Annotated in this window: 16 protein-coding genes; 6 read left to right on the top strand and 10 right to left on the bottom strand. The window is 38.1% G+C overall.

Features of this window, described 5'->3' with window-relative positions; genetic code table 11:
- Positions 1-54 precede the first annotated feature (54 nt).
- Entirely contained in the window at positions 55-606 is a 552-nt protein-coding gene (locus AC07WY_RS03715; RefSeq protein ID WP_494735739.1) for a PAAR domain-containing protein, read from the bottom strand.
- Positions 599-1,042: a PAAR domain-containing protein gene (locus AC07WY_RS03720; RefSeq protein ID WP_419333964.1), complete on the bottom strand. Its 444-nt coding sequence runs from the start codon at positions 1,040-1,042 to the stop codon at positions 599-601. Before AC07WY_RS03720 ends, AC07WY_RS03715 begins: the two co-directional genes overlap by 8 nt.
- A gap of 296 nt (positions 1,043-1,338) precedes the next feature.
- Here AC07WY_RS03720 and AC07WY_RS03725 point away from each other — a divergent pair, with 296 nt between their 5' ends.
- Entirely contained in the window at positions 1,339-2,142 is an 804-nt protein-coding gene (locus AC07WY_RS03725; protein ID WP_494735740.1) for a peptidoglycan DD-metalloendopeptidase family protein, read from the top strand.
- Between the two features lie 184 nt (positions 2,143-2,326).
- Here the strand turns inward: AC07WY_RS03725 and AC07WY_RS03730 are convergent, their stop codons facing one another.
- The gene (locus AC07WY_RS03730; protein ID WP_004721138.1) at positions 2,327-2,749 is read right to left on the bottom strand and encodes an OsmC family protein; all 423 of its coding nucleotides are present in this window, start codon (positions 2,747-2,749) and stop codon (positions 2,327-2,329) included.
- A gap of 151 nt (positions 2,750-2,900) precedes the next feature.
- On the opposite strand from AC07WY_RS03730, the gene crp reads away from it, so the two are divergent.
- Both crp and AC07WY_RS03740 read left to right on the top strand, forming a co-directional pair.
- The gene (gene crp, locus AC07WY_RS03735; protein WP_004721139.1) at positions 2,901-3,611 is read left to right on the top strand and encodes a cAMP-activated global transcriptional regulator CRP; all 711 of its coding nucleotides are present in this window, start codon (positions 2,901-2,903) and stop codon (positions 3,609-3,611) included.
- 329 nt (positions 3,612-3,940) lie between these two features.
- Positions 3,941-4,990 (top strand): NADP(H)-dependent aldo-keto reductase, encoded by a 1,050-nt coding sequence (locus AC07WY_RS03740; RefSeq protein WP_494735741.1) that lies wholly within the window; start codon positions 3,941-3,943, stop codon positions 4,988-4,990.
- Positions 4,991-5,084: 94 nt separating this feature from the next.
- Here AC07WY_RS03740 and AC07WY_RS03745 read toward each other — a convergent pair whose 3' ends face one another.
- The 5 genes from AC07WY_RS03745 to AC07WY_RS03765 form a co-directional block, all read right to left on the bottom strand.
- Positions 5,085-5,870, bottom strand: a complete 786-nt coding sequence (locus AC07WY_RS03745) for a M48 family metallopeptidase (RefSeq protein ID WP_004721143.1) — start codon at positions 5,868-5,870, stop codon at positions 5,085-5,087.
- A gap of 111 nt (positions 5,871-5,981) precedes the next feature.
- The gene (locus AC07WY_RS03750; RefSeq protein WP_056510530.1) at positions 5,982-6,287 is read right to left on the bottom strand and encodes a hypothetical protein; all 306 of its coding nucleotides are present in this window, start codon (positions 6,285-6,287) and stop codon (positions 5,982-5,984) included.
- A gap of 139 nt (positions 6,288-6,426) precedes the next feature.
- A complete protein-coding gene (locus tag AC07WY_RS03755; protein ID WP_419333960.1) occupies positions 6,427-7,218 on the bottom strand; it encodes a M48 family metallopeptidase in 792 nt (263 codons plus the stop codon).
- 176 nt (positions 7,219-7,394) lie between these two features.
- Positions 7,395-8,714: an adenylosuccinate synthase gene (locus AC07WY_RS03760; RefSeq protein ID WP_004721148.1), complete on the bottom strand. Its 1,320-nt coding sequence runs from the start codon at positions 8,712-8,714 to the stop codon at positions 7,395-7,397.
- A 70-nt stretch (positions 8,715-8,784) separates the two neighbouring features.
- Entirely contained in the window at positions 8,785-9,951 is a 1,167-nt protein-coding gene (locus tag AC07WY_RS03765; RefSeq protein ID WP_056510528.1) for an ATP phosphoribosyltransferase regulatory subunit, read from the bottom strand.
- Positions 9,952-10,267: 316 nt separating this feature from the next.
- Between AC07WY_RS03765 and AC07WY_RS03770 the strand changes: the two genes are divergently transcribed.
- Positions 10,268-10,777: a hypothetical protein gene (locus tag AC07WY_RS03770; RefSeq protein WP_004820954.1), complete on the top strand. Its 510-nt coding sequence runs from the start codon at positions 10,268-10,270 to the stop codon at positions 10,775-10,777.
- 71 nt (positions 10,778-10,848) lie between these two features.
- Here AC07WY_RS03770 and AC07WY_RS03775 read toward each other — a convergent pair whose 3' ends face one another.
- Complete coding sequence (locus AC07WY_RS03775; RefSeq protein WP_151957695.1) at positions 10,849-11,391, bottom strand: cysteine hydrolase family protein; 543 nt, start codon at positions 11,389-11,391, stop codon at positions 10,849-10,851.
- A gap of 124 nt (positions 11,392-11,515) precedes the next feature.
- Here AC07WY_RS03775 and AC07WY_RS03780 point away from each other — a divergent pair, with 124 nt between their 5' ends.
- Positions 11,516-11,926, top strand: a complete 411-nt coding sequence (locus tag AC07WY_RS03780; RefSeq protein ID WP_419333958.1) for an Lrp/AsnC family transcriptional regulator — start codon at positions 11,516-11,518, stop codon at positions 11,924-11,926.
- Positions 11,927-11,962: 36 nt separating this feature from the next.
- Positions 11,963-12,535, top strand: coding sequence for an RNA 2'-phosphotransferase (locus tag AC07WY_RS03785; protein WP_494735742.1), 573 nt, complete (start codon positions 11,963-11,965; stop codon positions 12,533-12,535).
- Here AC07WY_RS03785 and AC07WY_RS03790 read toward each other — a convergent pair.
- Complete coding sequence (locus AC07WY_RS03790) at positions 12,532-12,987, bottom strand: Lrp/AsnC family transcriptional regulator (RefSeq protein ID WP_494735925.1); 456 nt, start codon at positions 12,985-12,987, stop codon at positions 12,532-12,534. The two genes, AC07WY_RS03785 and AC07WY_RS03790, sit on opposite strands and share 4 nt — an antisense overlap.
- Positions 12,988-13,100 lie beyond the last annotated feature (113 nt).

A 13,100-nucleotide genomic window follows, 5' to 3' on the forward strand; every position in this document is an offset into this window, starting at 1 on the left:
CTCTACATCTTCAGGAAATTGACCATTCGGTAACCCTATACTATCGCTCATAGCTTACTTCCAACTTTCCATAGGTTCAGATAAGACAGGGATAATGAATTGTATCTGTTCTTCTTCATTTCCTGAGTTGATGGCTTGTGTTTTTCCTTCAGCATCCGTGATGCCTTCAATAACTTCACCTGAAGCTCTTATTATTCTATAAGGTAATTCTGTGATAGGTTCATTCGTAGTTTCATCTAATAATTGATACTGCAAACCAAAATTTGTTGAGATTACTTTATCTATAAAGCTATTTTGTAAAGGCTCTTTTGAGCTTGAAGAACTTCTATAGTTCTCCCCCTGGCTTGTTCCAACAACATGATCTTGTTTAGGTAAAATTTTAGCTCCACAAGTCAATAAGTCATCAACATAAGCAACAGCTTTGCCATCCATAATAATATGATCATGGCTTTTAACAATTTCAGACCAACATTTGCACTTAGGGCAAAAGTGACCATCCCCTGCACATAGAAATAGATTTCCCATTTGGGATGTTCGCTGTTGAGTTGCTTGAATGATGCCTCCATGATTTGTCATAGAGTTATGAATTGCAAAACCTTTAGCCATGATTAACACCTTCTTGGCACAAAAAGCCTTCTGGGGTCTTATCACCAATAAAGATATTTATAGCTACAGAGATGTTAGGGCTATCTACAATCTCATCACCATTCTCTAAGGAGCTTCCCACCAATGCAGCGGACTGACCATTTATAAGGCAACCCTTGCCAGCTCCTGAAATGATTTTAGAAATTGTCCCATCTGCGTAAATAACATCGTCACCAACTAAAGCAATAGGCAATCCACCTATTCGGCTTTGCAATGCACTCGCTTTAACTAACCCACCATTTTTAGTTTTAGCCCCATTTACCGCAAGGTAATAGATTTTTTTGGGCCTATGTCGAAAATAAAGCTGCTCTGCTTTTATTGTTTGCTTTATGTCTTCTTGAGACATCTGTTTTAACTGTTCAATTGGTAATTCATGTAAAAAATTAGGTTTTGTCATACATAGTCCAATTATTGTTATTGAATGAAGAACATAGCGATTAAAACATAAAATCAACTATTAAGACAAATTTAATAGAATTATTAATTATATTTAATAATTTAAATTTATTTACTCAAATTAACGACAGTCTTTTATGGCACTTCTGTTTTAATTATCTGGCTTATTATGTTTATGACCAATCGCATAAAGTAAATCACATACATCTTTCTTGTCTTATAATTTAACAATCACATGCTTGAGCATCTGAATAAAAAAGCGAGATACTACAAAAAATTAAACCCTGTATGTTATTTATGCCTTCAATCAAAAAACTTTTCCTACTATCTAGCTTAATTATAGCAACTCAAGCCTTTGCCTTACCTCAAGACTCACGTCGTGCAGGTGGCATAGCGGTTATTCCTGTTGCTAAAACCGTATTAAATGTCACTTACCAAGACAAACCTGTCTTGATCGTGGATGGTGAAAATTCAGTAAACCATATTGTTTTTGGTATTCCGCTTTCAGCACCATTGGGTACACTGCAATTACAAAGCTCTACAGGCCCAATTAATATTGAAGTGAAGCCATTTAAATACGCTGAACAGCGCCTCAATGTAAAAAATCAGGATTATGTCAATCCAAATCAGGAACAACTTGATCGTTATAGCCTAGAAGCGAAAGAACAAAACAGTGTTTACAGCTCATTTAGCCCTGCACAATGGAAAGACTTTCCCAAATTTATCCGTCCTACAGCAGGAAAATTTAGTAATTCATTTGGTCGTAAGCGTTTTTTCAATGGTGAAGAACGTGCTCCACATTCTGGTTTAGATATCCCTGCCCCAATCGGACAAAAAGTTGTTGCGCCAGCTTCGGGAACGGTGGTTGCGACAGGCAGTTATTTCTTTAATGGAAATACTGTCATGATTGATCACGGACAAGGTCTGATCAGTATGTTTTGCCACCTCAGTAAAATAAATGTAGAAAAAGGCCAAATCTTGAAACAAGGTGAATTATTGGGATTGGTGGGTAAAACAGGACGAGTAACAGGTCCACATCTACACTGGGGAATGAGCTTAAATAATGCCAGAGTTGACCCACAATTATTTTTATCACCTTAATTTAGCAAGAAAAATGCTAAGAAACCTTTGAACGCTTGTTTCAAAAATGCTTATTTTTGAACAAATACACATTTTGTAATAATTTATTTTTTTTAATTTTGATCGGATAAGTCACCAAATTAAGCAGCCAAAACGCGTTAAAAAAAAGCCAATCTTTTGATTGGCTTTTTTAAAATTAAGTCAGTTATTCAGCAGAAATAATTTCAAAATCATGGGTGATTTCAACACCACCATCGGACAGCATTTTACTTGCTGAACAATACTTTTCGGCTGATAATTCAACAGCTTTAGCCACTTGCTTCTCTTTCACATCATGCCCTGTTACCACAAAATGTAAATGTATCTTCGTAAATACAGCTGGAATCGTGTCTGCTCGATCCGCTTTGAGCTGACAAACAACATTTGTTACATTTTGCCTAGATTTCTTTAAAATGGTCACAATATCGAATGAAGCACACCCACCAAGTCCCATTAATATGAGTTCCATAGGACGTGGTCCACGGTTTTCACCACCATATTCAGCAGAACCATCCATCACAATTTGATGACCACTTTCTGATTTTGCTTCGAAAGCAACATTCTCTAACCAATGAACGCTAGTTTGCATTGCAACTACCTAAAAAAAGCTATAAATTTACGGGGTACCTGTACACTAGCATAAAATGAGTTGATAAGGAATTTCATCTCTACTGCTTCTACGTGACGAGTTCAATTTAGATCAACAGATCTAGTTATTATCCAATTCGGAATTTTTAAGCATGTCTTCTAATTTTGCACAACTTAGTACAGATGCTTTGTCTCCTGGTCAACTACCTGAGTCAGTCAAAGCTTTGCTCAAAAGAGCCCACATCAATCGTTTTCCAAAACGCTCAACGATTATTGATGCAGGTTCAGAGTCAAAATCACTGTATTTAATTTTAAAAGGTTCAGTTTCAATTATTTTACGTGAAGATGATGAACGTGAAATTGTTGTTGCATATTTGAACCCTGGGGACTTTTTTGGGGAAATGGGATTATTTGAGCAGAATCCACAACGTACTGCGGAAGTAAGAACCCGTGACGTATGTGAAATTGCTGAAATTTCATATGATAATTTCCACGAAATTAGTAAACAATATCCTGACTTAAGTTATGCAGTATTTGCACAACTTGTTCGTCGTTTAAAAAATACAACACGCAAAGTAACTGACCTTGCTTTTATTGATGTATCTGGTCGTATTGCGCGTTGTTTAATTGATCTTTCAGCACAGCCTGAAGCGATGATCTTGCCAAACGGCCGTCAAATCCGCATTACTCGCCAAGAAATTGGTCGTATCGTGGGTTGTTCCCGTGAAATGGTTGGTCGTGTTCTAAAAACACTTGAAGAACAAGGCATGATCGAAACCGACGGTAAAGCCATCCTTATATTTGATGTATCTTTGGAAGAATCTAATTTTTCTGAAGACGAACTAAGCACAGATGATGAATAAAGCTTGAGAACAAATTTGAGAATTTAATTCCTTAAAGAATTATGTTGAATGGGATAAATATCAAATATTGTCAAAAAGTTAAAATATAGTTTAAAAGCAAACTCCCGAGTTTGCTTTTTTCATGTTGCGATAAATACACAGAGAATTACTGTGAGCTAGTCTCATGACCATGCTATAAAACAAGACCAAGCTAAAATGAGCATTTTATAAAAGAATCAGATAACTTTATCTTATTTTGATAATTAGAAACATTCTTTCACTTAGTTATCAAATTTAAATTACGTTATTATTCTCATAAGATACTGAATATTAATTTTGAAGGACATAAAATGAAGTCAAATCGTTTAGGGCATTCTGATCTTGTGGTCCCTAAAATTTGTTTAGGTACCATGACCTTTGGTGAACAGAATAATCAGAATGAAGCATTTGAACAACTTGCTTATGCACTCGATCAAAATATTCATTTCTGGGATACTGCTGAAATGTATCCCGTACCCCCTAAACCAGAGACACAGGGATCGACTGAAACCATCATAGGGAATTGGATTGCTCAAAACGGTCAGCGTGACAAACTTATCATTGCCACAAAAATTGCAGGCCCCCAACAAGGTGGCAGTCAAATTCGTGATGGGCATACCAAGTTTATAGAAGCAGAGATCAGTAGTGCTATTGATAGCTCGCTCAAGCGCTTACAAACAGACTATATAGATCTTTATCAACTGCATTGGCCACAACGCCCTGTTAACTTCTTTGGCACGCTGGGCTACAGCAATCAGCTTGCGGCACGTACACAAGACATCACCCCGCTTGCTGAAACTTTAGAAGCACTCTCAAAAGAAGTTAAAAAAGGGCGTATTCGTCATATTGGCTTATCCAATGAGACACCTTGGGGTACCTTAAAGTTTTTACATTTAGCTGAACAATTGGGCTTAGAAAAAATAGTGAGCGTACAAAACCCTTATAGTTTGCTCAATCGTACTTATGAAATTGGAATGTCTGAGATCGCACAACACGAGGGCGTTGGCTTACTCGCTTACTCCCCCTTAGCCTTTGGTTACCTAACTGGCAAATATCGCCACGACGCACGCCCTGAAAAAGGACGTATTACACTATTTTCTCGCTTTAGCCGCTATAGCAATCCACAGAGCGATTGGGCAACTGAACAATATGCACAGCTTGCAGAAAAACATGGTTTAACACTTACCCAATTGGCTTTGGCATTTATTAAACAACAATTTTTTGTGAGTAGTACCATTATTGGCGCGACTACGCTCGACCAACTAAAAGAGAATATTCAGGCCTTTGATACCCAATTGTCTGAAGAAATCTTATCGGAAATAGATGCGATTCATCAGCAGCAGCCAAACCCCGCACCTTAAGTACTGGTTTTAAAACACGTGTTGTTCTACATTGTTTTCAATAAAAAAGGATGCATAAGCATCCTTTTCTATTCGATAGGTTTTATCAAAAAACTTATCTTCCGCCTCGCGCAGTATAAACTGCCATTGCAGCAGGTAAATTCTTTTTCATTGCATTGATACGATTGACATCAGATGGATGTGTTGACAGTAATGCAGAACCTTTTCCTCCACCCTGTTTCGCCATTTTTTCCCATAAGGTAATTGCCGCTTGAGGATTATAGCCAGCTTTCGCCATCATCATTAAGCCGCCCTCATCTGCACGGCTCTCTAAACTACGTGAGTACGGTAAGCCTACCCCAACTTGGCTTCCCAAATCGAGCGCTGCATTGCCTAATTCACCAATTTGACTGCCTGCATAAGATTTACCAATACCAACTGCAAGATTGGTCAACGCTTGCGCACCTAATTTTTGTTTAGAATGTTCCTCTAAAGCATGGGTCATTTCGTGGCCCATCACCGCAGCAACTTCAGCTTCAGATAGATTCAGTCGATTTACAATCCCTGTGTAGAAAACCACTTTACCACCTGGTGCAACATAAGCATTGATTTCATCTGACTTAAGTACTGCCAATTGCCAGTCAAATCTTTGACCCGTTTGGTTCATTTGATCTGCAAAAGGTTTTAATCGAATAAATGCTGCATTCACTTTTTTATAAGTTGCAGAAGTTGTATCTAGAGTCTTATTCAAACGTGCTTCTTGCACTGTTTTATTAAAGCCTTGCGTTGCATTTAAATTAAGCGTTGCAGAATCAGCACCTGCCATATCTGCGATAGTTGAGCACCCTGAAATTGAAATGGCAGTCGCCGCACAAAGACTAAGCATTAATTTATTGTTCATTATAATCAACTCCATGGAGAACAAATAAAAGCATTGTGGATTATATGCAAATGTTACATAAGGATAAATCAATAAAATCCATTAATTCATATTAATTATGTAAGTGAAATATCACAAAAATTGAATCGCCAACCAATATATGAGACAAATCACATTCAGCGTCAAATATATGTTTTTCAATGGAATAATCTTTTGTTCTAAATGTTGATCATTTCTTTTGATAAACAAAAACGCATTCTGGATCAAAATAATAGGAACCAGTACACATGCAACCATCACACTCAGACCAAGCAATGCATTATTGATGATATTCAGATCATTGGTTTGAGCTTGAATAATCAGCATTGCGATCGTTGGAGCACCGCCCATAGCAAAAATCAGAGAATAAAATATCGTGCTCGATATATTCTTTTGCATCCTACAAACTCAATGTGTATCTAAAAATACATTTTAACAAGCTAAACTTGAAAACCTAGTCTAATTGATATCGACTTTAGTCTTTTTAGCTGTCAATAAAAAGCCCGATTTTCATCGGGCTTAGCGTTCTGCGATCAAATTACTTTTTAACAACAGACTGATAGATTTGCTTTGCTTCAACCATGTTTTTGTTTAAATCTGAAATACGATCATTATTTGATGGGTGTGTTGAAGTGAACTTCTGTACACCATTATTACTACCACCATCAATCTTGTTCATTTTTTGCCAAACGCTGATTGCTGCTTCAGGATTATAGCCAGCTTTCGCCATAAGCATTAATCCACCACGGTCAGCAGACGACTCTAAACTACGTGAATATGGCAAACCTACACCATATTTACTTCCGATATCTAAAGCTTGAGTGCCAACTGAGCCCAATTTATCGCCTGCATAAGTTTTGCCCATTTTCACAGCAAAATCTGTAATTGCAGTTGCGCCAGCACCACGTTTAGAATGCTCTTCTAAGGCATGGGTCATTTCATGTCCCATAATGGCAGCAATTTCAGCATCAGTCAGTTTCAATTGATTGACAATACCTGTAAAGAAAACAACCTTACCGCCAGGCATGACAAATGCATTGAGTTCATTGGATTTAAGCACGCTCAATTGCCAGTCAAATTTTTGACCCGTTTGATTTGCTTGATCAGCAAAAGGTTTCATCTTTAAGAAAACAGCATTAACTCGTTTATATGTTGCAGATGTTGTATCAAGTGCTTTTTGTGCCTTTGCATCTTCAACAAGAAGTTTATAATCTGCTGCTGCATTGAGGTTTAACGTCGCGGAATCATTACCCGTTAATTCAGCAACAGTGGTACACCCTGTTAAGCCTATAGCCAACCCTAAGCCAAGTAATAGTTTCTTGTTAATCATTATTTTCACCAAATTTCATAGATCTTATTGCAAGCTTCAAAACGAAGCTCAGCTCTTAGCGGCTGAATTATGTTGTATTTTACAAAAAAAATCAAAATATAATCACACTTTATTTAAAACACCTAAAAATAATAACAAAAAAAGCTCCCGAAGGAGCTTTTTAAAGATTGAATCAATTAAGCATCAAATGGATGACGCATCACAATTGTTTCATCACGATCTGGACCTGTTGAAATGATGTCGATAGGACATTCAATCAACTGCTCAATACGTTTTACATAGTTAATTGCATTTTGTGGCAATTGATCCAATGATTTCGCACCAAACGTAGACTCAGACCAACCTGGCATAGTTTCATAAATTGGTTTTAATGTTTCAAATGCAAGTGCATCTGTAGAACCTACACAACCTGAATCCGCAGCTTCATAACCGATACAGATTTTCACTTCTTCCAAACCATCTAAAACATCAAGTTTAGTTAAGCAAATACCTGATAATGAGTTTACATCTACAGAACGACGTAAGATTTCAGCATCAAACCAACCACAACGACGCTGACGACCAGTCGACGCACCGAATTCTGAACCCACAGTACCCAAATGTTTACCAACTGCATCACCAACATCATTGGCAGCATCATAAACAAGCTCAGTTGGGAATGGACCTGCACCTACACGAGTTGTATAGGCTTTGGTAATTCCCAAAACATAGTCAAGATGCAATGGACCAAGACCTGAACCAGAACTTACCCCACCAGCGGTAGTGTTCGATGAAGTTACATACGGATATGTACCATGATCGACATCAAGAAGTGAGCCTTGCGCACCTTCAAACATGATATTTGCACCATCTTTACGATAGTCATGCAATGTTGTAATCACATCTAAAACTAATGGCTTAACCACTTCGCGCCATTGATCACAAAGTGCCAACACATCTTCAACTTTAACGGCTTCGACACCGAAGAATTGAGTCAATTGGAAGTTATGGTATTCAAGAAGCTCTTCAAGCTGTGCTTTAAGATGTTCGCCACCGCGAACTAAATCCGCAACACGGATCGCACGACGTGCTACTTTATCTTCATAAGCAGGACCAATACCACGCCCCGTTGTACCGATTTTGGCATTACCACGTTTCTTCTCACGCGCTTGATCAAGTGCAATATGGTGAGGAAGAATCAACGGACAGTTTGGAGAAATACGTAGACGTTCACGAACGGGTACGCCCTCTTTCTCAAGAATATCCATCTCTTTGATCAATGCTTCAGGTGAAAGTACAACACCATTGCCAATTAAGCAAAGTACGTTTTCACGTAAAATACCTGATGGAATGAGGTGAAGAACTGTTTTCTTACCACCAACGACGAGCGTATGCCCTGCGTTATGTCCGCCTTGATAACGTACTACCGCAGCTGCTTGATCTGTGAGCAGGTCAACGATTTTACCTTTACCTTCGTCGCCCCATTGGGTACCGAGTACCACAACACTTTTGCCCATAATAGCCTCATTACATCATGCTGTTAAAATAGAAAACCAAATCGAATGACATGAACATTCAATCTGATACTTAAATTGTTTCGATTTTCCACTCACCAGCAACATTCACCATCTGGTGGGTTGCATTTGGAACTGAGTTTAAATCGTCATTACCCAATAACTGAATTACACTTAAACCTTGTTGACGTGCTACGGCAATCGCATCCAGCAAAGTGGATTCGGTACCTTTCGGTGCAACCACTTTTTCAATCTGTTGACGTTGACCCGCACTTAAGGAATACAAGTCACAAGAAAAACCCGTTGCAGGACGCGCGCGTCCAAAGTGTTCACCAATACCATCATAACGACCACCTTGTGCCAACGGCGCAGCACGGTTTGGCGCATACACGGCATACATTAACCCAGTGTGGTAATGGTATGAACGAAGCTCTACAACATCGATACCAATATTGAGTTTTGGCCAACGTGCTTGAATTTCTGTATATGTTGTTTTAAGTACCTCAAAAGCATTTTTAAATGCTTCATCAGCAAAAATCTCTGCGCTAATATTCGCTTGCAATGCATCCAGATCACTTGCATAACGACCTAAAGCATAAAAATCAGAACCAAATTCTAAATCTTGAGTGAATTCAGCAAGTTCTGGTAGTGCTTTGCGCTGATACAAATCAGATAAGTGGCTTTCTGTTGATTTGTTTAAACCCACATGTTTTACCAGACTTCTAAACAGTCCTACATGCCCTAAATCAAGATGGATACCATCAGCTAAACCCGCGGTATTAATCAGATTGAGCATCACGTCGATCATTTCAACGTCTGCGTCAATACTGTCTGAACCAAATAACTCTGCACCTAACTGAAGTGGTGCACGTGTGGTATTAAAACCTTGTGGTTTAGTATGAAGTACAGTTCCTGCATAGCAGTAACGCGCCACACCTTGTACTTGATGTACATGGGCATCAATACGAGCCACTTGTGGTGTCATATCGGCACGCACACCAAGTAAACGACCTGAAAGTTGGTCGATGACTTTAAAAGTGGCTAAGTCTAAATCTTGATTCGATTCGGAGAGAGAAGAAAGAGATTCGATGTATTCGATGAATGGCGTATACACCAGCTGATAACCTCGTGATGCGAGGAAATCTAAAGCTTCACGGCGCAATTTTTCAATTACTTGCGCTTGCTCTGGTAATACATCAGCTACACCATCAGGTAATAACCATGTCTCTGAAATGGGCATGTTGTAAACCTAAATCCTGTCAGCGCGGAAGTAATCCGCATAAAAAAATCGGGAACACACCCGATTTCTCTTATTTTAGCACGATCATCTGCGCCATGCATTAATAAAATAACTTTTGATGCCTAGATAATTTGACCACTTATGCATAATTTAGGCAAAAAACCATCTATTACACACTATCCCACTTCAATTCTTTGTATTTATTTAACTTTTCACACAAGTGATGATTGCTATTTGCGTTGTTGAAAATATAATTTATTCGTTTAGAAAAACAGCATCTATTTAAAGCAACTGAAATACTAAAAACTGGGGAAGTATGGAACTACATAGCAACTTATATTACACGCATCCAAATACGGAAATCATGCAAAAGCTAGGCCGTTTATTTCAAGAGCATCGCGGTGAACAAGACAAATTTATTGCTGTTGCAGTTGAGCTCAATTCACAATTGGGGCAAGAACTTGCAGAAGATCTTTTAAATACAGTTGACAATATTGAGTTTGATTTGGGTCCTGAATCATTACACGCTATTGCAGGCTATTCAGTTGCCCATTTTGTGCATGGTTCTTCAGGCGATGAGTTTATCGAAGCAATCTTACTTTTCTTAAAAGCATTGCTCCCTGAAATTCACACACTGGCTTGGGGTTGTGGGGATGATGACCCGTGGGAATTCTGGTTTAAATTTGAAGGCGATGAATTGATTCGTGAAGATGATGAACCTTTCAATGATCCTGAACAAGATGAAGAAATAAAATCCTCCATTTATACATGGTGGCATACAGGCTTACCTGAAAAAATCAAAGAAGGTTTCTTAAACCAAGCATAAATTTTTATTCAGATTTAAAGGGAAGTACAAAATCGAATCGCTGTACTTCCCTGTTATTTTAACTCTTTCAACTATTTTAAATAGTCCTCGATACTGACTACTTGTGAAAACATTTGAAAGGCTGACAAACAGGCTGTTTGTACATCTTCTGCTTCAACTGTTCTGCCTGAATAGCTCAATTGACGCGTCGCTGTAGCGTCTGCAATGATCGTCGGTTGATAAGCAAATTCTGCCGCTGCACGTGACGTCGCATCAACACACATATGCGTCATCATGCCACTAATCACTAATTTATCAACATTCAGTCGCTCTAATTCTGCTTTTAAAGTGGTTTGAAAAAAGCTATTGGGATAATGTTTTTCAATCACAATTGAATCGGTCTTAACACGTAAACCCGAATGTAGTGCTACACCCTGCGTTCCTGCTTCAAAAAATGTAGCATTGGGTTGATTGGCAATATGCTGAATATAGATAATCGGCTGCTCACGCTTTATAAATAGATCTTCCAATCGATTGATGTGTTTTAAAGCCTGTTCCGCACAGAACAACTCCATCTTCCCTTGAGGAAAATAATCGTTTTGGACATCTATTACTAATAATGCAGTTTGGCTCATGGTGTTTTCCTAACCCTTGTGTTGATGTTTTTATAAGATTAATCAAAACAACTGGCGATTTGCAGTCACTCATGAAAGAATAATCGATTAGAAACTTTCAAACTGAAAATTTGTTCAATTCACTATGTTGCCAAATGACCCAATTGACCTCAAAATTTTAAAAATACTGAAAACTGATTCTCGGTTAAGCAATAAAGAGATCGGAAAATTAGTACACCGTACAGGCCAAGCTGTAGGAAGTCGCATTGCTCGAATGCAAGATGAAGGCACAATTCAGAAATATACGATTACGCTACAGCACCAATCAACACAATTTATACGTGTGATGATGCAGACTAATGAATTTGAACAGTTTGAAGCATTTATCGCTCAATTTGAGTCAATTGAAAGTTGCTATAAAGTCTGTGGTTCCGCTTGCTATATGCTGGTTGCGCATTTTGATAGTCATGCAATCAATCTATTTATCGAGCAACTCTCTGAATGGGGACAATATTCAGTAGATAGTGTCGTAAGAGCAATTGAAACTCAGCCTTAATTTTATATCCAAATCCATATCATGTAAGAATAACAAATGAAATCTTCAGAAAAAACATTACGCGAACATAGTAAATTTCTAAGTTTAATACTTCGACATCAACCAGAAACCATTGCAATCCAACTCGATTCTGAAGGCTGGACGGATGTACACATCCTTTTACAGCAAATGATCAAATACAAAAGACCGCTTAAACTCGTAGAGTTGATCGAGATTGTTGAAAGTAGTGATAAAAAACGCTTCCAGCTCTCACCTGACCAAAGCAAAATCCGCGCAGTACAAGGTCACTCTAGTGCTCAGGTTCAACGGGAGTATGCTGCTATCACGCCGCCCGATACCCTTTTTCATGGCACAGCAACTCGCTTTGTTGACAGTATTTTAGAAAAAGGCTTAATTTCAGGTAAGCGTCATCATGTGCATTTATCTGCTGATTTAGTCACAGCACAAAAAGTGGGACAACGGCATGGCAAAGTCATCATTTTCATCCTAGACACCAAACAGATGCACCAAGATGGTTTCCAGTTTTATTGTGCTGAAAATGGGGTTTGGTTGACGGAACAAGTGCCGATAAAATATTTAAAGTTATTCGAAAGCGAATCAAAAAGCTAATCCAGCGGTAAGGCTGTGGTCTGTTTAATCTTCTGTAAAGGGATTTCAGTTTTGACATTCTGGATCCCTGGAATTTTATTCAAATGATTAATTTGAAATTTACGATATGCCTCTAAATCAGAAACCACAATACGTAAGAAAAAATCACAATCACCTGCCATAAGTTGACATTCAACAATTTCAGAAATATTCATAATGCTTTCGATAAATCGATTGACCGCTTGTTCATCCTGACTCTTTAACCAAATTCGTGCAAATACTGTCAAACTAAGATCTACTTTTTGTGGATTGACCAATGCAACATATTGGTCAATGATCCCCTCATCCTCCAGTTGCTTTACTCGTCTTAAACAAGGTGAAGCGGATAAACCGATCTGTTCTGCCAATTCATTATTTTGTAGTTTTCCATTACGTTGTAATGCACACAAAATACGCCGATCTATCTGATCCAATTTCATAAAATTATTTCTAGTAGATAAAACCAAAAAATAACATATTCCAGCAATAATATTGCAAAAATTATTTTACAAGCAGCAAGTTTAGCGAAATATAGCGAATCATTTGG

The sequence above is a fragment of the Acinetobacter sp. GW821-FHT01C12 genome, from assembly GCF_059422625.1.

What these genes read in the sequence shown, in the direction of transcription:
- AC07WY_RS03715 (WP_494735739.1), bottom strand. Translation starts at nt 606, where the DNA reads ATGGCTAAAGGTTTTGCAATTCATAACTCTATGACAAATCATGGAGGC.
- AC07WY_RS03720 (WP_419333964.1), bottom strand. Translation starts at nt 1,042, where the DNA reads ATGACAAAACCTAATTTTTTACATGAATTACCAATTGAACAGTTAAAA.
- AC07WY_RS03725 (WP_494735740.1), top strand. Translation starts at nt 1,339, where the DNA reads ATGCCTTCAATCAAAAAACTTTTCCTACTATCTAGCTTAATTATAGCA.
- AC07WY_RS03730 (WP_004721138.1), bottom strand. Translation starts at nt 2,749, where the DNA reads ATGCAAACTAGCGTTCATTGGTTAGAGAATGTTGCTTTCGAAGCAAAA.
- crp (WP_004721139.1), top strand. Translation starts at nt 2,901, where the DNA reads ATGTCTTCTAATTTTGCACAACTTAGTACAGATGCTTTGTCTCCTGGT.
- AC07WY_RS03740 (WP_494735741.1), top strand. Translation starts at nt 3,941, where the DNA reads ATGAAGTCAAATCGTTTAGGGCATTCTGATCTTGTGGTCCCTAAAATT.
- AC07WY_RS03745 (WP_004721143.1), bottom strand. Translation starts at nt 5,870, where the DNA reads ATGAACAATAAATTAATGCTTAGTCTTTGTGCGGCGACTGCCATTTCA.
- AC07WY_RS03750 (WP_056510530.1), bottom strand. Translation starts at nt 6,287, where the DNA reads ATGCAAAAGAATATATCGAGCACGATATTTTATTCTCTGATTTTTGCT.
- AC07WY_RS03755 (WP_419333960.1), bottom strand. Translation starts at nt 7,218, where the DNA reads ATGATTAACAAGAAACTATTACTTGGCTTAGGGTTGGCTATAGGCTTA.
- AC07WY_RS03760 (WP_004721148.1), bottom strand. Translation starts at nt 8,714, where the DNA reads ATGGGCAAAAGTGTTGTGGTACTCGGTACCCAATGGGGCGACGAAGGT.
- AC07WY_RS03765 (WP_056510528.1), bottom strand. Translation starts at nt 9,951, where the DNA reads ATGCCCATTTCAGAGACATGGTTATTACCTGATGGTGTAGCTGATGTA.
- AC07WY_RS03770 (WP_004820954.1), top strand. Translation starts at nt 10,268, where the DNA reads ATGGAACTACATAGCAACTTATATTACACGCATCCAAATACGGAAATC.
- AC07WY_RS03775 (WP_151957695.1), bottom strand. Translation starts at nt 11,391, where the DNA reads ATGAGCCAAACTGCATTATTAGTAATAGATGTCCAAAACGATTATTTT.
- AC07WY_RS03780 (WP_419333958.1), top strand. Translation starts at nt 11,516, where the DNA reads ATGTTGCCAAATGACCCAATTGACCTCAAAATTTTAAAAATACTGAAA.
- AC07WY_RS03785 (WP_494735742.1), top strand. Translation starts at nt 11,963, where the DNA reads ATGAAATCTTCAGAAAAAACATTACGCGAACATAGTAAATTTCTAAGT.